18 protein-coding genes are annotated in these 19,328 nt (G+C 31.2%); 4 read left to right on the top strand and 14 right to left on the bottom strand.

Annotated elements, in window-relative coordinates; genetic code table 11:
- The 4 genes from B2989_RS15345 to B2989_RS15330 all read right to left on the bottom strand — a co-directional run.
- Positions 1 to 818: glycine--tRNA ligase (locus B2989_RS15345; protein WP_292950177.1), on the bottom strand; the 818-nt coding region annotated here is incomplete at its 3' end.
- Positions 819 to 866: 48 nt separating this feature from the next.
- A complete protein-coding gene (locus tag B2989_RS15340) occupies positions 867 to 1,424 on the bottom strand; it encodes a class I SAM-dependent methyltransferase (RefSeq protein WP_292950175.1) in 558 nt (185 codons plus the stop codon).
- Between the two features lie 116 nt (positions 1,425 to 1,540).
- On the bottom strand, positions 1,541 to 2,446 hold the full coding sequence (locus tag B2989_RS15335; protein ID WP_292950173.1) for a hypothetical protein: 906 nt from the start codon (positions 2,444 to 2,446) through the stop codon (positions 1,541 to 1,543).
- 169 nt (positions 2,447 to 2,615) lie between these two features.
- The gene (locus tag B2989_RS15330; RefSeq protein WP_292950171.1) at positions 2,616 to 3,524 is read right to left on the bottom strand and encodes a hypothetical protein; all 909 of its coding nucleotides are present in this window, start codon (positions 3,522 to 3,524) and stop codon (positions 2,616 to 2,618) included.
- A 153-nt stretch (positions 3,525 to 3,677) separates the two neighbouring features.
- On the opposite strand from B2989_RS15330, the gene B2989_RS15325 reads away from it, so the two are divergent.
- Both B2989_RS15325 and B2989_RS15320 read left to right on the top strand, forming a co-directional pair.
- Entirely contained in the window at positions 3,678 to 4,361 is a 684-nt protein-coding gene (locus B2989_RS15325) for a ComF family protein (RefSeq protein WP_292950169.1), read from the top strand.
- 87 nt (positions 4,362 to 4,448) lie between these two features.
- Entirely contained in the window at positions 4,449 to 6,032 is a 1,584-nt protein-coding gene (locus B2989_RS15320; protein WP_292950167.1) for an Ig-like domain-containing protein, read from the top strand.
- Here B2989_RS15320 and B2989_RS15315 read toward each other — a convergent pair.
- The 4 genes from B2989_RS15315 to B2989_RS15300 are packed head-to-tail and all read right to left on the bottom strand — an operon-like array spanning position 6,019 to position 8,877.
- Positions 6,019 to 6,798: a nitrilase family protein gene (locus tag B2989_RS15315; RefSeq protein ID WP_292950165.1), complete on the bottom strand. Its 780-nt coding sequence runs from the start codon at positions 6,796 to 6,798 to the stop codon at positions 6,019 to 6,021. The genes B2989_RS15320 and B2989_RS15315 overlap by 14 nt on opposite strands.
- A complete protein-coding gene (locus B2989_RS15310) occupies positions 6,798 to 7,382 on the bottom strand; it encodes a hypothetical protein (RefSeq protein ID WP_292950163.1) in 585 nt (194 codons plus the stop codon). Before B2989_RS15310 ends, B2989_RS15315 begins: the two co-directional genes overlap by 1 nt.
- A 56-nt stretch (positions 7,383 to 7,438) precedes the next feature.
- Complete coding sequence (locus B2989_RS15305) at positions 7,439 to 8,131, bottom strand: LytR/AlgR family response regulator transcription factor (protein WP_292950161.1); 693 nt, start codon at positions 8,129 to 8,131, stop codon at positions 7,439 to 7,441.
- On the bottom strand, positions 8,128 to 8,877 hold the full coding sequence (locus B2989_RS15300; RefSeq protein ID WP_292950159.1) for a sensor histidine kinase: 750 nt from the start codon (positions 8,875 to 8,877) through the stop codon (positions 8,128 to 8,130). Before B2989_RS15300 ends, B2989_RS15305 begins: the two co-directional genes overlap by 4 nt.
- 405 nt (positions 8,878 to 9,282) lie before the next feature.
- Between B2989_RS15300 and B2989_RS15295 the strand changes: the two genes are divergently transcribed.
- Positions 9,283 to 10,179 carry a thioredoxin domain-containing protein gene (locus B2989_RS15295; protein ID WP_292950157.1) on the top strand — a complete coding sequence of 299 codons (897 nt, stop codon included), beginning with the start codon at positions 9,283 to 9,285 and terminating at the stop codon, positions 10,177 to 10,179.
- A gap of 79 nt (positions 10,180 to 10,258) precedes the next feature.
- Complete coding sequence (locus B2989_RS15290) at positions 10,259 to 12,349, top strand: S46 family peptidase (protein WP_292950155.1); 2,091 nt, start codon at positions 10,259 to 10,261, stop codon at positions 12,347 to 12,349.
- An 84-nt stretch (positions 12,350 to 12,433) separates the two neighbouring features.
- On the opposite strand, the gene B2989_RS15285 is transcribed toward B2989_RS15290, so the two are convergent.
- The 6 genes from B2989_RS15285 to B2989_RS15260 form a co-directional block, all read right to left on the bottom strand.
- Positions 12,434 to 13,006, bottom strand: a complete 573-nt coding sequence (locus B2989_RS15285) for a hypothetical protein (protein WP_292950153.1) — start codon at positions 13,004 to 13,006, stop codon at positions 12,434 to 12,436.
- Between the two features lie 26 nt (positions 13,007 to 13,032).
- Positions 13,033 to 14,802 (bottom strand): MutS-related protein, encoded by a 1,770-nt coding sequence (locus tag B2989_RS15280; protein WP_292950151.1) that lies wholly within the window; start codon positions 14,800 to 14,802, stop codon positions 13,033 to 13,035.
- A gap of 5 nt (positions 14,803 to 14,807) precedes the next feature.
- Positions 14,808 to 15,776, bottom strand: coding sequence for a M28 family peptidase (locus B2989_RS15275; protein ID WP_292950149.1), 969 nt, complete (start codon positions 15,774 to 15,776; stop codon positions 14,808 to 14,810).
- Positions 15,777 to 15,875: 99 nt separating this feature from the next.
- Positions 15,876 to 16,622: a succinate dehydrogenase/fumarate reductase iron-sulfur subunit gene (locus B2989_RS15270; protein WP_028282322.1), complete on the bottom strand. Its 747-nt coding sequence runs from the start codon at positions 16,620 to 16,622 to the stop codon at positions 15,876 to 15,878.
- Between the two features lie 9 nt (positions 16,623 to 16,631).
- Positions 16,632 to 18,629 carry a fumarate reductase/succinate dehydrogenase flavoprotein subunit gene (locus tag B2989_RS15265; protein ID WP_292950147.1) on the bottom strand — a complete coding sequence of 666 codons (1,998 nt, stop codon included), beginning with the start codon at positions 18,627 to 18,629 and terminating at the stop codon, positions 16,632 to 16,634.
- 15 nt (positions 18,630 to 18,644) lie between these two features.
- Positions 18,645 to 19,319, bottom strand: coding sequence for a succinate dehydrogenase cytochrome b subunit (locus B2989_RS15260; RefSeq protein WP_028282324.1), 675 nt, complete (start codon positions 19,317 to 19,319; stop codon positions 18,645 to 18,647).
- Positions 19,320 to 19,328: the final 9 nt, after the last annotated feature.

The raw sequence follows: 19,328 nt of genomic DNA, 5'->3' as shown, positions 1-19,328 counted from the left end.
AAAAATTGCATTTCCATTTGTTCAAACTCACGCATTCTAAAAATAAATTGTCTTGCAACAATCTCATTTCTAAAGGCTTTACCAGTTTGAGCAATACCAAAAGGAATTTTCATTCTTCCAGTTTTTTGCACATTCAAGAAGTTTACAAAAATACCTTGAGCTGTTTCTGGACGTAAATATAAATCCATTGCAGTCTCTGCTGTAGCACCAAGTTTAGTACCAAACATTAGGTTAAATTGCTTCACGTCTGTCCAGTTTCTACTTCCTGATAAAGGACAAGCAATGTCTAACTCTTCAATTAATGCTTTAACATCTGCTAAGTCTTCAGCTTCTAAAGATTTTCCTAAACGTTTTAAGATGGTATCAATTTTTTCTTGATATCCAACAACTCTTGGGTTAGTAGAAATAAATTCTTGTTTGTTGAAAGCTTCGCCAAAACGTTTTTCCGCTTTAGCGACTTCTTTATCGATTTTTGCTTCAATTTTAGCACAATAGTCTTCTACTAAAACGTCTGCTCTATATCTTTTTTTAGAATCTTTATTGTCTATTAATGGGTCACTAAAAGCATCTACGTGTCCTGAGGCTTTCCATGTTGTTGGATGCATAAATATTGCTGCATCGATACCAACAATATTATCATTCATCTGTACCATTGCTTTCCACCAATAGTCACGTATGTTTTTCTTTAATTCTGCTCCATTTTGAGCGTAGTCGTAAACTGCGCTAAGTCCATCATAGATTTCACTACTTTGGAATACGTAACCATACTCCTTTGCGTGAGAGATTACTTTTTTAAATTGATCGTCGTTGTTTGCCATAATAGTACAAAGATAAACGATAAATAAAAGTGTACAACCAAAAATTGATTAGTCTTTTTGACAAGTATAAATAAATGCTGGAGGTGCGTTTAATGGCTCAAAACCTAATGTAATATTGCCATTAAATTTTTCTTTTAATGCTGCGTAGTATGTTAAGCTATACTGAAACTGAAAAAAGTAGCCTTTTGAGTTTAAACTTTTAAAGGCACTATCCATAATAATTTGAGTAATTGGCTTAGGAATGTTTGTTAGAGGCAAACTGGAAACAATATAGTCTGTAGTTATAAAACCATGTTGCTTAATTACCTCTTGTACTTTGTCGGCAGATTGTTTTGAAACAATAAACCTTGGATCCTCTATTTTTAATAAATCTTTGTAAAAGGTTTCATTAATTTCAAAGCTAATCAGCTTGGCATCTGGTTGCAATCGTTTTAAAATCTCTTTAGTAATGACACCATTACCTGGACCAAATTCCACTATTAGTTTAGCTGTACTAAAATCTATCCCTTTTAATAGTTTTGACGCTAAGAATCTAGAGCTTGGAAACAAAGTACCTGAAGTTTTTAAGCTTTTTAAGGATTCTTTAAAAAAATTTATTTTGTTCAAAAAAGGGGTTTTTAGAGATAATATAAACGAATATAAGCTTTTTTATTATTTGATATAAAATGCTAAATTAAAACCATTATAAATGACAATGGTGCTATTTAATTATTGTTTAACTATTACTTAAGCATTATAGAGGTGCTTCCTAGTCTTGTGTTATCGTAAAACACGTTTACAAAATAGACACCTTTAGTTAAAGGCTCATCCAAATCTGTAGTTATTAATGTATTAACGTCAATAGCTTCGTTTTTATAGTCAACTTTAATTTTTTTACTAAAAATTAATGACTGCTCTCCAAACGATATTGATCCTTGGTCTGCTACAACATTATTATTAGGATTTAAAATTTGAATGTATAAATCTTTTACTCCTGTTGTTGCTAATTTATTTTTATCCAACGTAAATGACACATATAGCTTATTAGCTTTACTAGCATTTGATGTGCTTACTATGCGTTTTTTAGTAACTCGTTTTACTGCTTTTGCGTCTAAAGAGGCTATACTTAAAAGACTAGCTTTGTCTAAAGCAGTCGACATTTTAGCGTTAGCGGTAACCAATCCTTTATTTTTAGTAAATAAACTTGAGGTATTGTTTTTTGCTACTTTTAAGTTTTGTGTAACAGCTTCGGTTTGTGATGCTAGACGGTTGTTTTCTGTCTTAAGCGTAGATACAACATTTAAAAATGCTGCATTTTCTTTTTGTAAAAGATTAATCTTAGAACGATATAATGACAATAACGAAGCGCTTGGCTGCAACGTTTTTATAGAATCTAGAATATGCGCTACATTAAGTTTTGACTGTTGTAATTTATTACGAAGTAAATCATTATCCACCTTTATATTATCATAACGTATTACCATATCTGACAATTCGTTTTCTAATAGTTTTTTTTCTTGAGACACGTATGTTTTATAATCTACTAGTTGATTATAGTTAGAAAACGTGTAAGATCCTAATATTACAAAAACAACAATCAATGAGCCTATAATTATCCTATAGTTATATGTATGAGGAAAAATTAACATGATTTAATTTTATTTTAAAAAATAAAAATATTGTTATTTATTAAGGTGTCAATTTAAAATCGATAAAGAGGTAAAAAAATTGTTTAAGTCTCTTAAAATCAAAAAAAACGCCTCGTGCACTTCTGCACTTAGCGTTTTTTAATAAATGGATTAATATTTATAATTTACACTAATTAAAAGTTGTCTTAGCACTTCCAATTAATTGATTATCATGATATATGGTTATATAATATTCGCCTTTTAATAAAATTTCGTTTTCAGAAAGGTTAATAAAAACACATGTCTGCAAACTATTATTATTATAATTAATAACATCCAGTTGACTGTACATCAAAGAAGTATCACTAATAGTAACATCTCCTTTATAAGCAATTACGTTATTTTTAGGATCTAACACCTGAAAATATAATTCTTTTTTACCTTGTGTAGCTATGTCATTTTCAGCCACTGTGTAGCAAATATTTAGCATCTTAACACGTTTTGCAGCTGTGGTTGTTTTAATATTGCCACTGTTAGTGATACGTTTGACACCTTCAACATAGATATCACTAATACTTATCATTTTTGCTTTATCTATTTCATTTAAATAGTCAGTATTAAGTTTTGACAAAGCTCTATTTTGTTGCTTTAAAGATTTAGATTGTAAGATTGTTTTATCCATTGCTTCATCAGCTAATCGTGCCTCTTCTTGTAGTACTTTATTTTCTTTATTTAATTGATTAACTAATTCTAATATTTTAGAATTTTCAAGTTTTATAGCTTGCAATTGTTTTTTATAATGATTTAACAGCTTAATATCTGGTGTTATATGCTTAACAGAATCCAAAATACGAATGATTTTAATCTTGGATTGCTCTAGTCTATCACTTAATAATTGGTTATCCGTTTTAAGTGCACTAAAATCGATTGATAATTGATTAAGCTCTGCTTCTATTAAAGCATTTTCATCTACAAGAAAGTTTTTATATTGATTTAAAGAGCTGTAATTATAATAACTATATAAACCAAGCGCACATAGTATAGTTAGTAGCACAATGATAACTAACTTAAGATTATAGGTTTGGGGTTTAATAATCATGAGTTTTAATAATTACCACTAAAATAATATAAATTAATGGAATTGTAAGAATTTTTCGATAACTTGAACATGTTTTTCACTAAAAACTAGACTATTATAGCTTTTTGTATCTATTTAGCATTATTTTTTAATCCAAAATCCTTAATCGTAAACATGAGTTTAAAAGCTTTAGCCAATTTGTTTTTTCCTTTGGTATGTAATGCTTGTAAGGATACATTAACAGACAACGAATCTTTTTTGTGTACCAACTGTAGACACAATCTACCTACTACAAACTTCCATTTAACTCAAGACCCTTTTGTTAAAAACGTCTTTTATGGTCGTGCAAAAATAGAATCTGCAACAGCATTGCTACGATTTGAAAAAAAAGGAATAGTACAACATTTACTACACCAATTAAAATATGGTAAAAATGAAGCTATAGGATCATTTTTAGGTGATTGGTTAGGCGAAGAGCTAAAAACTAATCACGAATATCAAGCTATAGATGTAGTAATTCCTGTACCATTACATCCAAAAAAATTAAAAAAAAGAGGTTATAATCAAGTCTCTAAATTTGGTCAAAACATTGCAACGCTACTTAATGCAGATTATCATGAAGATATTTTAGTTAAAATTACCAATCCATCAAAATCTCAAGCGCGAAAAACTAGATTGGAACGTTGGGAATTAAACAATGAAGCTTTTGCTGTAAAAGAACTAGAAAAACTACAAAACAAGCATATCTTGTTAGTTGATGACATTATTACCACAGGAAACACCTTAGAGGCGTGTATTATAGAATTAAATAAAGCTAAAAACATAAAAATAAGTATTGCTGCTATGGCAATAGCTTAAGGCATTTTTCGTTAAACGAATAATATGTTGTTAATTTGTATCTTCATTTAAATTAGTATGCAAAATCGTTTTTTAAATTTTTGTTTTTTGTGCGCTATAGCGCTTTCTTTTATCAATTGTGCTAATAGAGGAAATATTAGTGGAGGAGAACCAGATATTACGCCTCCAAAAATTACAAAAACTTTTCCTGAAAATTACTCTACAAACTTTAATAGTAAAGAGATAAGAATCTATTTTGACGAGTATATTAAGATTAAAAACCTATCTAAACAGCTTATTATTTCGCCACCAATGGATATCACGCCAGAGATAACACCATTAGGAAGCTCTAGCGACTTTATAAAAATTAAAATATTTGATACTTTAAAACCAAATACCACCTATGCTTTTAATTTTGGTAATAGTATAGTAGACAACAACGAAGAAAACCCATACACGTATTATAAATATGTGTTTTCTACAGGTGATTATATAGATTCTTTAAAAGTAAAAGGTAAAGTAATGGATGCATTAAACCGTACCACAGACCCTTTTATATCTGTTAATTTATATGAAAAGGATTCCACTTACACAGACTCTGTTGTCTATAAAAAAAATCCAAAATACGTGACCAACACTTTAGATAGTACCACAAATTTTACGTTGGAAAACTTAAAAGCAGGAACTTACAAACTAATTGCTTTAAAAGACAATAACAGCAATAATAAGTTTAACCAAAAAACAGATAAAATTGGTTTTAAAGAAGAATTTATTACTGTATCAACAGACAGTTCTGCTTTTTATGAATTAAAATTATTTAAAGAAGAAATAAATTATAAAGCTGAAAAACCCAAACTAGTTTCTGGCGAAAAAATTATTTTTGGCTTTGAAGGTAAAGATTACAAAAACATGAGTATTGATCTACTGTCAGAGGTTCCTGCAGACTACACGTCAAGCTACTATAAAGATCAAGAAACCGACAGTTTAAACTACTTTTACAAACCTAAACTAGAAGTAGACTCATTAGTTTTTAAAGTTAGTTACAAAACTAAAATTGACACCTTTACGGTTAGAATTAAGGACAATAAAAAGGATTCGTTATTACTTAAAGCGACACCTAATAGCAATATAGATTTTATTGAAACTTTAAAAATTTCGGCAAATATCCCGATTACCAAATTTGACAAAAATCAAATTAGTATCATGGATAAAGACTCTACTAATGTTGTTTTTACAACCAAGTTAGACACATTACAAAATACAATAGAGGTTTTATTTGATAAAAAAGAAGACAACAAATACAAAGTCCGATTGTTACCAAATACTGTAACCGACTTTTTTGACAATACCAATGACACTTTAAACTTTAACTTATCTACCGTTAAAGCATCTAGTTTAGGAAACGTACGTGTTAATATTAAAAATGGTGTTTACCCTTTGATTGTGCAATTAGTAGATGACAAAAACGAGGTTAAATACGAAAAGTATATTACCAAACCAGAACCCTTAGATTTCTTTTTAGTTAAACCTAACAAGTATTATATAAGAGCCATTTTTGACTCCAACAAAAATAAAATATATGATACAGGAGTCTATTTAACTTCTAAAAACCCAGAGCGTGTAAGCTATTCTGAAAAACCTATTGAGGTTAGAGTTGGTTGGGATTTAATTGAAGAATTTATTCTAAAATAAAACCATCTTTATCGTCCAAGAAACGTAGTTTTTTCCTGGTAGTATCTACATGAAATTTAGTTAAAGCCACTAGCTTAACAACTTCGGTATTTGGGTTGACATCTACCAATTTTTCGCCTAAAGCATCATATACAGCAGAATGTCCTGGATACTCAAAATTATTAGCATCCAATCCTACCCTATTAACACCAATACAATAACACATATTTTCTATTGCTCTAGCTTGCAATAAAGTATCCCAAGCTTTAATCCTTTTTTTAGGCCAATTAGCCACGTATAAAAGCACGTCGTAATCCTCAGAGATTCTAGACCAAACAGGAAAACGCAAATCATAACAAATTAAAGGTCTAATTTTAAAACCTTTATAGTTAATAATAAGTTTTTGATTGCCTTTTTTATACACTTTATCTTCTCCAGCTAACGTAAACGTATGTCGCTTATTATATGTATCAGTGAGACCATTAGGATGCACAAAAACTAGTCTGTTATAGTAATTATCATGCTCTTTTATAACCAAGCTACCAACTATTGCTGCATTTTTTGCTTTTGCTAAGGACTGCATCCATTGTATGGTTTTACCATCCATAGCTTCTGCAACAAATTGCGGAAACATAGTAAATCCAGAAGTAAACATTTCTGGTAAAACAATTAAATCTACAGTATCAGATATTGCATTTATTTTTTCAGAAAAATTCAGTCTGTTTTGTTCAGGATTTTCCCAAACCAAATCAGACTGAATAATTGCAATATGTAATACAGTGTCCACTACTTTAATTTATTCAGTTTTTGTTCTGCCTTAGTAATATTTGATCTTAACTTTTCAAGTTTACCTTCCCATTTATCAATGTCATTTGGAGACAGCTTTCCTTTAGCTTCAAGCTTTTGATATTTTTTAGTTTCTTTTTCTAATTTAGCATTAGCTTTTTCCAAGTTGCTTTCTGCTTTTTCTATTTTAGCATTAGCCTTTTCTATTTTTTGACGCGCTTTCTCCGATTTTTTTCTAGCTTTCTCAGATCTTTTACGTTCCTTTTCAGCAGCTTTACGTTCTCTTTCTTGTGCCTTAACTTCTCTTGCTTCAGCTTTAGCTTGCTTTTCCTGTTGGCGTTTTTCCTTATCTACTGCTTTAACTGCTTCTTCTGCAGCTTTAATTTCGGCTTTCTTGGTGTCTGCCAAATTATAAATTTCTATTTTTTGAGATTCAGTTAATGTTTCAGAAACATCTTTACCATTTAAGCTAATAACTTTGTTTTTTACCACATAAGATTGATTATCAAAAGTCACTTCTTGAGCAGTTAGTGTATGAGATACTACTGTAATTAGTAGTATTAAAAGCATTTTTATTGTCTTCATTTTAATTATAAATTAGAAAGTAAAAGTAAGGAGAATTTCCTACAAAATAATCTAGTTTAAAGTATTCTTAACTTTTTAAGTAGCTCACCTTTATAAGTTCTTCCAATAGGCAATCTGTGGGTTGTTATAAAGATTTCATTCCCTGAAATTTTAGTCACACTTTTAGTGTTTATAATAAATGATTTATGGATTTGAACAAACTGAGTACTAGGTAGTTTTTCGATCCAGTTTTTAAGTGAATCTATAAAGGATAGTTTTTGTGTTTTAGTGGTAATAGTAATATAGTTTCTATCAGATTCTAAAAACAAAATATCTTTTAAAATTATTTTATGAAGTGTTTTATCCACATTTAAAAAAATAGAATCTTCAGCAGTTGGATTAACAACATCTTGTTTTACAAATCGGTCTTCAGCCTTATTTACAGCCTTTAAAAATCGATCAAAACCAAAGGGTTTAACCAAATAATCTACAATGGTATCCAACTCAAAACTGCTAACTGCATATTCTGGATAAGCAGTAGTCATAATAATTGCTGGTGGATTTTTTACCGTTTTTATAAAATCTAATCCTGAAATATCAGGTAAATTAACATCTAAAAACACCAAATCTACAATGTTAGTTTTAAAGTAATTATTGGCATCCATTGCTGCCTGAAAAGTAGCTAGTAATTGTAACTCCGGAATTTTACTTAAATAATTTTTAAGCAAATTTTGTGCAGGCAATTCGTCTTCTATAATTATGCAAGTCATACTAAATGTAGTGTTAAAACAACTTTAAACTTATCAGAGTTTTCTATTACTAATTGGTGCTTTTCTGGATATAATAATTGTAACCGTTTTTCTAAATTTATTAACCCTATTTTAAATTGTGTAGTATCCGTAATTTTACTTTCAAAATCGTTGATACAAGTACATTTTAAAAGGTTGTTTTCCTCAATAATTTCAATAGAAATAACACTATTTAAAACACTATGTTTAAAAGCGTTTTCAATAATGGTAATTAACAATAATGGACCTATTTTTAAATAATTAGATGTGATACTTGTCGTATAGTTAATTTGCTTTACACCTTCGGTTCTAATTTTTTGAAACTTAATATAATTATCTAAAAACTGTAGTTCTTTATCTAAATCAACATACTGCGCATTACTATCATACAACACGTGTTTTAAATTATCTGAGAGCATCAAAATAAGTTCTGGAGTTTCGGTAGGTTTTTCAATAGAATAAGAATAAATCGTATTTAAATTATTAAACAATACGTGTGGATTAATTTGCGATTTCAAAAACTTTAACTCCATTTCAGTATGTTGTTTTATCAGGTCTTCTTTTTGTTTTTGTTCGTCCAAAAAACGAAACAACATCCATATAAACGAGAAAAATATTAAAGGCACCAAGGTTTGCCATAAATAATCACTTAAGCATTTCATTATAGAGCAACCACACTGTGCAAAAACATTACAATAGACTTGTGTGGCTAAAAATGAAATTGTCATAAATAACAACCCATAAAAAATATACCATTTTCGTTTGACAAAAAATGGCAAGAGTATAAAATGATTAATATATACAATTACTGCAAGTATAGATAAATACTGCAAAAAAGGGTTTTCGACCCAATAATATCTAGAAAATATATATAGCGATACAAATATAAATAGCATCCATCCCAAGAGGTGCACTAAAATTTGTGACGTGTGTTTTTTTAAATCTGTCATAACAAGTCTGAAAGTAATCTAAAAACCTAAAACCATCAAAAAACAAAGTACAAAAGCCAATAAAAGCAATGCAAACTGCATAAATAATTGTTGTTTGTAATCTTAAGTACGCAGTTGGTTAACATTTTTATTTATTAAAAAATATAATAAATAGGTTTGAGTAAATCAAAAAACCAATACATTATGAAATCATTAGTCACCCTTTTTATTTTTATTATTAGTTATGCAACTGCATTTGCACAAACCATAAACCAAGAGGTTATTGATCCTGACGGAAAACCCAAATTATTGGGTGTAATTAATAAAGAAGGACTCCAAAAAGACACTTACAAAGCGTGGTTTGATACAAACCATGACCATTATATTGTTAATGATAAATTGGTAGAAACTTTCTCAGAATCGTTAAAAGATTATACTATCAAAGTATTTTTAGGTACGTGGTGTGGTGATAGCAAAAAAGAAGTTCCGCGTTTTTACAAAGTGTTAGAAACAGCAAATTATAATCTAGATAATCTAGAAGTTGTCGCTTTAGACAATCAAAAAGAGCACTACAAACAAGGACCAAATGGAGAAGAAAAAGGATACGACATCCATCGTGTGCCTACTTTTATTTTTTATAAAGATGGTAAAGAAATTAACCGCATTGTAGAGCATCCAATAGAAACCCTAGAACGTGATATTGAAAAAATTGTAACCAACCAACCTTATAGTTTTAATTACATTGCTGCAGATTATATCCAATATTTACTATCCACTAAAACAATAGAACAACTAAATACAGAGGAAACAAAATTAGTAGCTCAACTATCAGATTTTGTTAAAGGTAGTCGTGAGTTAAATACTTTAGGCTACGTGTATTTGCGTGCAAAAGCATTTGATAAAGCGTTATATACTTTTAAATTAAACACTTTAATTTTTCCGTATAAATCAAACGTGTATGATAGTTTAGGCGAAGCTTTTTTTATGACCAACAATTATACTGAAGCCTTAATTAATTACAATAAAGTATTAGCGTTGCAGCCAGAGGATAAAAATGCTTTGGAAATGATTCAAAAAATCAATCAAGCAAACAAGCAATAAATGCTTACTATTTAATCTATTTTAACAATTTATTATTTGTTGGTTTTTTATCTTTGATGGCATATAAAATCAAAAAAATATGAAATTTTTAAAATTCCTTTTACTGTTTATTACCATCCAAGTATCCGCACAACAAGGTGGTATGTGGATTCCTTCGTTATTAGAAGGTATGAATGAGACCGAAATGACCAATCTTGGTAGTAAACTTACTGCTAAAGATATTTACGACGTAAACAACTCTAGCTTAAAAGATGCCATAGGACATTTTAATGGTGGTTGTACCAGCGAAGTTATTAGCGATAAAGGTTTAATTTTAACCAACCATCACTGTGGTTTTGGTCAAATACAATCACATTCGTCTTTAGAAAACGATTATTTAAAAGATGGTTTTTGGGCAATGTCTTTGGACGAAGAATTGCCAAACGAAGGTTTATACATCGAGTTTATTGTTAGAATTGAAGATGTAACATCACAAGTATTGGCTGGAATTACAGACAGTATGACTGAAAAAGAAAAACAATCATTAATAGATAGAAATAGTAATACTTACCAAAAAACGGTTGCTAAAGAAGCTTGGCAAGACACTAAAGTAAAATCATTTTACGAAGGAAACCAATACTTCCTGTTTGTTACAGAGCGTTTTGAAGACATCAGATTAGTTGGTGCTCCTCCAACAAGCATTGGTAAATTTGGAAGCGATACAGACAACTGGGTTTTTCCTAGACATACAGGAGATTTCTCAATGTTCAGGATTTATGCAGACGCTAACAACAGACCTGCAAAATACAGTAAAGACAACAAACCATACAAGCCAAAGCATTTTTTACCAGTCTCTTTAGATGGCGTTGAAGAAGGTGACTTTACAATGGTATTTGGTTTTCCTGGTACAACTAGCGAGTATCTTCCTGCTGTAGCAATACAACACATTACAGAAGAATTTAACCCTACAAATATTGCTATTCGTGAAGCTGCTTTAAAAGTCATTGATGCTAAAATGAAAGAAAGCGATGCTGTTAGAATTAAATATGCTTCTAAACAAGCACGTATTGCTAATGCTTGGAAAAAATGGATTGGAGAAAATTTAGGAATCCATAAAAGTGATGCTGTTGCTAAAAGACGTGCTTTTGAAGCTACTTTTACCAAAGCTTTAAAAGAAAAAAATCTAGAAGATAAATATGGAAACATCCTTCCTGAGTTTGATAACCTTTACAAAGATTTTGGTCCAATTAATATTAAACGCAGAAATTTTGTTGAAGTCTTTTTGGTTACCAACGAGTTAATGCAAATGACCTTCAGAGTTTATCAAATGGAAGAAGCTATAAAAGCTGACCCAGAGAATTTTGAAAAAGCAAAAGCGCGTCTTGTTGGTACTTTACAAGGTATTCATAAAAATTATGATACAGATGTAGACAAAGGTGTCTTTAAAAATGTAATGCCTTTTTATAATAAAAATGTTGATGCTTCTATTTATGACAAAACAGCCTTTACTAATTTAGATCAAGCTTTAAAGCTATTAGAAGGTAACGCTAAAGAGGTATTAAAAAAATTGAATAAAGATGCTGCTTATCAATACGCTAAACCAATGATTACTGAGTTTTACAATACTATTGACAAAGCTTACCAAGAAAAAAACCAACCTATAACTGCTTTACAAACTAAGTACATGACAGGTTTAATGGAAGCGTTACCAAATGCACGCTACTTTCCGGATGCTAATAGTACTTTACGTGTTACTTATGGTCAGGTTAGAGGGTATTCTCCTAGAGATGCTGTATACTACAATCCTGTAAGTTACCTAGATGGTGTTGTAGAAAAATATGTGCCAGGAGATTACGAGTTTGATGTACCAGAAAAATTATTAGAGTTACATAAAAACAAAGATTACGGTCAATATGCAGATAGTAACGGAAAAGTACCAGTTTGTTTTTTAGGAACTAACCACACTACAGGAGGAAACTCTGGTAGTCCAGCAATTGATGCATACGGAAACCTAGTTGGTCTTAATTTTGATCGCGTTTGGGAAGGCACAATGAGTGACATGAATTATGATCCTGAAATCTGCCGAAACATTATGGTTGACTTACGCTACGTCCTTTTTATTGTAGACAAATATGCTGGAGCAACACATTTAATTGACGAAATGAAATTAGTACATCCTAAGAAAAAATAGTCTGCTAAATAATTACAAAAAAAGCCTGTCGTGTAACGTATACATTGACAGGCTTTTTTTATGCTTGTAAAATCCTTAATGGTCTTATTGCTCTAAAATTTTAAAGGTCTCAATAATTGACATAGCGTCTTCAATATAAGTATCGACATCTTTTTCAATAACTGAATAATAGATTAAATAGTCTTTGTTGTTGTGATTAAATAAGGTTGACAATCTAATTACTTTAAAACCATCTGTAATACTTTTTGATGTGACAATATAATATTTTCCATAAATTGGATGCACTTGTGACCTAACCTTTGGCGTTAAAAACGAAGCATTTTTAACACTTAAAAAATGACGCTCTAATGCCTCTTCTATGTTTTTACTTTTGAATGACTCTGAATTTGAAGACATAACATATATCCCATTTTTAAATTCATTTTCTCTCAAGTCTTTTAAGTTATTAGGAGCATGAGATACAACATCATGAGACCCTACATAAGTACACCAACTATCAGGAATAGTCATACTGTAAAATTTCATTTTAGCTTTAGCTTCAATAGTATCTAAACATTTATAATAGGTTGTGCGCTTAGATGTTTTTGTAACTGTATCGCTTGAACCACATCCTAGCATTACTAATATTCCAAAATAAAGTAAGTATTTGATTTTCATAGTTTCTTTATTTTACTAATTAAGCTTTAAACAATCTCCATTTTTTTAAGCAAAAAACTAGCATTCATATTTTGACAAATTCCTTTTTTAAAGGTGTAATCAAAATACAATTCGTCATTAATAATTTGCGCATCAAAGTAGTAGTTTTTTACTTCTTCTAAATGCTTTTCTATTTCGCATAAGCTTAAATCATGCGTAGCAATAATGCCAGTTGCATGACTTGCTACTAGTTTTTCGACAAATTTACGTGACCCAATAGCTTTATCTGTACTATTTGTTCCTTTTAGGATTTCGTCTAAAATTATAAAGTAATTATCCTGCTTAATAGCATCTACAATATACTTTAAACGTGTTAACTCTGAAAAGAAATAACTACTATCATCTGTTAAACTATCGCTTGTACGCATGCTTGTAATTAATTTAACAGGACTGTAAACTGATGATACTGCACAAACCGGTAAACCAACATTAGCCATTACAATATGTAAAGATACTGTACGTAAAAATGTACTTTTACCTGCCATATTTGCTCCTGTAATAATAAAAAACTGCTGATTTTTTATTTCAAAATCATTATCAACTCTTTTTTCTGTTTTTAATAAAGGATGTCCTAGTTGCGTTACTTTTGTATCACTTTGTTTATCCACAATTTGAGGATAGATGTACTGTTGATGATTAAAAGCATAGTTTCCTAAACTGTTATAAGCATCAAAAAACGCAACAACCTCAAACCAATCTTCAACTTTGTCTTTGTAATTTTCCAACCATTGTTCAATACGATAGGCGTTTTTTAAATCTGTTAAAAAATAACCATTACCAAAAATTGCCGAAATTAAATTATTACGATTATCCAATGCATCCATTGCTTTAGACAATTCATGTAATATTTGGGATGCTTTTTTGTCTTCTAATTTAATTTTAGCTTGTTTTGCTAATAATAAATTAGAGGTAAACGATTCGTTTTCAATAGCACTTAATAGTGATGCATATTGTCTAAACGTATCTCGCATCCTGTCTGTATTAGCAGATAATGTATTTGTTTTTTTTACGTAGCGACCAGTAATAAATAAACCAACAAATAACCAATATCCTATTATTGCAGCAGGAATAATTTGTGCTACAGCTAAACCGATTATTATTAGTGAAAGTGCGCTAATAATTAACGGAACCAACTTAAAATATTTAGGTATAAACGACTTATGCATTTTTAAAAAACTTAAAATAGTACTAGCTTTAGTATCAACTTTAATTAAGCTAGCATTAGCCTGAAATACTTGTCTCCAATCAGACTTATTAGCTAAGTCCTTAATAGCCTCCTGCCTTGACACAATAGCGTTTGTATTATTTGCTTTTAAGCAATTAGCTAAAGTTTTAGACCCTTCACTATTGGTTGTTCTATTTATAAATTGAAAAAAGCTTCCTCTACCAAATAAATCAATATCTAAAGCATAATTATGATTAGCATCCTGAAATTGTAAACCTTCACTTTTATCAAAAAAAGCACCTTTTGTAAACTGTAATTCTTCAGTATTAATAGTGACTAAAACTTTTTTTAGTTCGTATGTATGTTTTAAATCGGTGTACTTATTTAATAAATAAATAAAACCAATAACACCTATAACAACAATCCCTATCAAAATTTGCCAGTTTCCAAAAGCAAAGTAAACGCTAACTCCTGTTGCTATAAACACTAAAAGTCTTGCTATACTTAATGTTGTAAGTTGCTTGTAAAGCTTTGATACATCCTTAGTATAGTTGTCTATATTGCTTTTATAATACTCTAAATGGTTTGCCATTTTTTTTAAAATTCTAAACTGTCAAATGCGGTAAATACGGTTATAATTGTTTGTACTGCATCCTTAAAAAATTGTTGATCAATATTTTCAAAATCGTCAGTCGGTTTATGGTAGTCTTTATGATCTGCAACACCAAAATAAATAAACGGGATTTTAGCTTTATGAAACGCTGCGTGATCACTAGAATAAGTCCAATTATCTCCATCACCTAAACCTTCGTGACCAATTAAAAGATCTACTTTACCAATATCATTAAAGTTTTCTAAAACTGGCTTTAATTGAGGATAATATCTTGATCCCACAGCAAATAGTTGATTGTTATCACTTCTGCTAATCATATCCATATTTAAATTTAAAACAATATTTTTTTGCTGAATAACATTGTCATTAACAAAGTGGTAAGCACCTTTTAAACCTAACTCCTCAGCATCAAAAGCTGCTAAAATAACATTATGTTTTGGTGGGTATTTGGCAAAATATTCCGCGAAAGCGAACAACGCACTAATTCCTGATGCATCATCATCTGCTCCATTATATATTTGACCATTTTTTACACCTTCATGATCGTAATGTGCAGATAATACAATATACTTTGATGTATGTGTGGAACCTTTAATAACTCCTAAAATATTTGTAGCATTGTATGTTTTACCTGCTTCAAAAGTAAAAGGCTGTTGGAAATTACTTCCTAAAGGATCTACACCTAGTTTTTCAAATTTTTGAATGATGTAATCCTTGGCTAAAGTTGCACCTTTTGTACCTGTGCGTCTACCTTCATATACATCAGATGATAACGTTTTAATATTTTCAATTAAGGCGTTGGTATCAAAATAATAATCGATATCTGACGTAGTACTTGTAACAGTTTCAGATGTGTTTACAGCGTCTTCTTTTTGTTTAGACGTGTTTTGTGTTTTGCATCCTACTATTGTTAAACCAATAATTGCTATGTATAATATATTTATTTTTTTCATAAATCTATAGTTAATTGTAAGAGGTAAATCTAATAAAAAAAACCCAAGCATTTGGCTTGGGTTTTTGTGTATTATTATTTGTGCTTTCGCAGAAATGTATTATCCTTTTAAGGCAGCAGATAAGTACTCACGATTCATACGAGCAATATTCTCTAAAGAAATTCCTTTAGGACATTCTACCTCACATGCTCCAGTGTTAGTACAGTTACCAAAACCTTCTTCATCCATTTGTTTAACCATGTTTAAAACACGCTCTGTAGCCTCAACTTTACCTTGAGGTAATAATGCAAATTGTGATACTTTAGCACCAACAAATAACATTGCAGAAGAGTTTTTACAAGACGCTACACAAGCACCACAACCAATACAAGTTGCTGCTGAAAAAGCATCATCTGCATCTTGTTTGTTAACTGGTATAGCGTTAGCATCGATCGTGTTTCCAGATGTGTTTACCGAAATAAATCCACCTGCATGTTGTATACGGTCAAATGCTGTTCTGTCTACTACTAAATCTTTAATTACAGGAAAAGCACTAGCTCTCCATGGTTCAATAGTAATAGTCTCACCATCTTTAAACGTACGCATATGTAACTGACACGTTGTGATTAAACGGTCAGGACCATGCGCTTCACCATTAATATATAATGAGCATGAACCGCAAATCCCTTCACGACAATCGTGGTCAAAAGATACAGGAGCCTCTCCTTTTTCTATTAATTCGTTATTTAAAACGTCTAACATTTCTAGAAAAGACATATCCGGAGATATATTACTGATTGGATAATCAACCATTTTCCCTTTATCGTTAGCGTTTGCTTGACGCCAAATTTTTAACGTTAAATTCATAGCTTTTCTTTATTTATAACTTCTTTCTTTTACTTCAATATTCTCATATACTAATTCTTCTTTATGAAGTATAGCATCTTTTGGTTCTCCTTTGTATTCCCAAGCTGATACGTATTGAAACTCTTTGCGACGCATCGCTTCACCTTCTGCTGTTTGGTACTCTTCTCTAAAGTGACCACCTGCAGACTCTTCACGTTGTAAAGCATCTTTAGCAAACAGTTCTCCTAATTCTAAGAAATCTGCTACACGACCTGCTTTAGCAAGTTCTTCGTTAAATTCATTTTGTGTTCCTGGCACACGAACGTCCTTCCAAAATTCTGCTCTAAGTTCAGAAATTTCAGTAATTGCAGATTTTAAATCTTCTGCGTTTCTTGCCATTCCACATTTATTCCACATGATTTTACCTAAACGCTTATGGAAATAATCAACAGAATGTGTACCATTATTGTTTATTAAATGGTCAATGTTTTTTCTTACTTCAGCTTCAGCTTCAGCAAACTCTTTAGTATCTGTAGATATTGGACCTGTTCTAATATCATCCGATAAATAATCTCCAATAGTATAAGGTAATACAAAATATCCATCTGCAAGACCTTGCATTAACGCAGATGCACCTAAACGGTTAGCACCATGGTCAGAGAAGTTTGCTTCTCCAATTGCATATAATCCAGGAACAGTTGTCATTAAGTTATAATCAACCCAAACACCACCCATTGTGTAGTGTACTGCTGGATAAATCATCATTGGTGTATTGTATGGGTCTTGATCTACGATCTTCTCATACATTTGGAATAAGTTTCCGTACTTATTTTTGATTACTTCTTGTCCTAATTTTTTAACAAGCGCAGCATCATTTTCGTTTAAACCTTTAACGTGAGCAGCTTCTTTACCATAACGTTGAATTGCCGAAGCAAAATCTAAGAATACAGCTTCTCCTGTTGCATTAACTCCAAAACCAGCATCACAACGCTCTTTTGCTGCACGAGAGGCAACATCACGAGGTACTAAGTTTCCGAATGCAGGATAACGACGCTCTAGGTAGTAATCTCTATCTTCTTCAGCTAATTGAACAGGTTTTAATGTTCCTGCTTTTATAGCCTCAACATCTTTCATATGTTTTGGCACCCAAATACGTCCATCATTACGTAAAGACTCAGACATCAATGTTAATTTAGACTGATGATCTCCAGAAACCGGAATACATGTTGGGTGAATTTGTGTGTAACAAGGGTTTGCAAAGTAAGCCCCACGTTTGTGTGCTTTCCATGCTGCTGTTACATTACTTCCCATCGCATTAGTTGATAAGAAGAAAACGTTACCATAACCACCAGTACCAAGAACTACAGCATGCGCTGAATGTCTTTCAATTTCTCCGGTAATTAAGTTACGTGTTATAATTCCACGAGCTTTTCCATCAACCTTAACAACGTCTAACATTTCGTGACGGTTGTACATTTTGATTTTACCACGTCCAATTTGACGGTTCATGGCAGAATACGCTCCTAATAATAATTGTTGTCCTGTTTGTCCAGCTGCGTAAAAAGTACGTGATACTAACACACCACCAAACGAACGGTTATCTAATAATCCACCATACTCACGTGCAAAAGGAACACCTTGAGCAACACATTGGTCGATAATATTTGCTGAAACCTCAGCTAAACGATAAACGTTAGCTTCTCTAGAACGGTAATCTCCACCTTTTACAGTATCGTAAAACAATCTGTAAGTTGAGTCACCATCTCCTTGATAATTTTTTGCTGCATTAATACCTCCTTGTGCTGCAATTGAGTGCGCACGTCTTGGAGAATCCTGAAAGCAAAATGCTTTTACGTTATATCCTAGTTCTGCTAAAGTAGCAGCAGCAGATCCACCAGCTAATCCTGTACCAACAACAATAACATCTATGTTACGCTTGTTAGCTGGATTTACTAAGTCGATATGATTTTTATAGTTAGTCCATTTGTCTGCAATTGGACCTTGAGGTATTTTTGAATCTAAAGCCATAATATCTCTTATTTTTTAGTGGTTTAAAAAGTGGTAAACAGCAATGAAGATGAAACCTACTGGCACACCAATTGCATAAATTTTACTAAATCCTTTTAATCCCTTTGTGTATTTGTTATTTGCTCCAATTGATTGGAAAGCAGAATTAAAACCGTGTAAAAGGTGTAATGATAAAAATACAAACCCTACACAGTATAGCGCTACACGCCATAAATCTTTAAACTTGTGTACTAACTCTTCGTGGTATCTAAACTCGCCACTTGGAAGTGTACCAGACATGTCACCAACAATATATTTGGTGTTAATTTCTGGAATCCAGAAATCGATGAAGTGAATGATTAAGAATACAAGTATAAAACCTCCACTCCAAATCATGTTTCTGCTCATCCAAGAAGAATTTGCAGCTCCATTGTTTTTAGCATAGCTAATTGCTCTTGCTTTGTTGTTTCTGATTTCTAAAACAAATCCCATTACAAAATGGAATATTACACCAAGAATTAATACTGGTTGCAGTAAATATTGTACTGCCCAAAACGTTCCCATAAAGTGAGACGCTTCATTAAAAGCATCTGGACTAAACACAGAAAGAATATTAATTGCAAAATGTTGTAAAATAAAAATCATTAGAAAGAGTGCTGAAAGTGCCATAGCAAACTTTCTCCCTATTGAAGAATTTAAAATTCCGCTCATTATAATTGA

This window comes from Olleya sp. UBA1516 (assembly GCF_002323495.1).
Lineage (GTDB): Bacteria > Bacteroidota > Bacteroidia > Flavobacteriales > Flavobacteriaceae > Olleya.
The sequence above is the reverse complement of the archived record's forward strand: the minus strand, read 5'-3'. Positions and strand labels throughout refer to the sequence as shown.

What these genes read in the sequence shown, in the direction of transcription:
- B2989_RS15305 (WP_292950161.1), bottom strand. Translation starts at nt 8,131, where the DNA reads ATGACTTGCATAATTATAGAAGACGAATTGCCTGCACAAAATTTGCTT.
- B2989_RS15310 (WP_292950163.1), bottom strand. Translation starts at nt 7,382, where the DNA reads ATGAAGACAATAAAAATGCTTTTAATACTACTAATTACAGTAGTATCT.
- B2989_RS15260 (WP_028282324.1), bottom strand. Translation starts at nt 19,319, where the DNA reads ATGAGCGGAATTTTAAATTCTTCAATAGGGAGAAAGTTTGCTATGGCA.
- B2989_RS15280 (WP_292950151.1), bottom strand. Translation starts at nt 14,802, where the DNA reads ATGGCAAACCATTTAGAGTATTATAAAAGCAATATAGACAACTATACT.
- B2989_RS15285 (WP_292950153.1), bottom strand. Translation starts at nt 13,006, where the DNA reads ATGAAAATCAAATACTTACTTTATTTTGGAATATTAGTAATGCTAGGA.
- B2989_RS15275 (WP_292950149.1), bottom strand. Translation starts at nt 15,776, where the DNA reads ATGAAAAAAATAAATATATTATACATAGCAATTATTGGTTTAACAATA.
- B2989_RS15330 (WP_292950171.1), bottom strand. Translation starts at nt 3,524, where the DNA reads ATGATTATTAAACCCCAAACCTATAATCTTAAGTTAGTTATCATTGTG.
- B2989_RS15295 (WP_292950157.1), top strand. Translation starts at nt 9,283, where the DNA reads ATGAAATCATTAGTCACCCTTTTTATTTTTATTATTAGTTATGCAACT.
- B2989_RS15325 (WP_292950169.1), top strand. Translation starts at nt 3,678, where the DNA reads ATGAGTTTAAAAGCTTTAGCCAATTTGTTTTTTCCTTTGGTATGTAAT.
- B2989_RS15300 (WP_292950159.1), bottom strand. Translation starts at nt 8,877, where the DNA reads ATGACAATTTCATTTTTAGCCACACAAGTCTATTGTAATGTTTTTGCA.
- B2989_RS15270 (WP_028282322.1), bottom strand. Translation starts at nt 16,622, where the DNA reads ATGAATTTAACGTTAAAAATTTGGCGTCAAGCAAACGCTAACGATAAA.
- B2989_RS15335 (WP_292950173.1), bottom strand. Translation starts at nt 2,446, where the DNA reads ATGTTAATTTTTCCTCATACATATAACTATAGGATAATTATAGGCTCA.
- B2989_RS15290 (WP_292950155.1), top strand. Translation starts at nt 10,259, where the DNA reads ATGAAATTTTTAAAATTCCTTTTACTGTTTATTACCATCCAAGTATCC.
- B2989_RS15265 (WP_292950147.1), bottom strand. Translation starts at nt 18,629, where the DNA reads ATGGCTTTAGATTCAAAAATACCTCAAGGTCCAATTGCAGACAAATGG.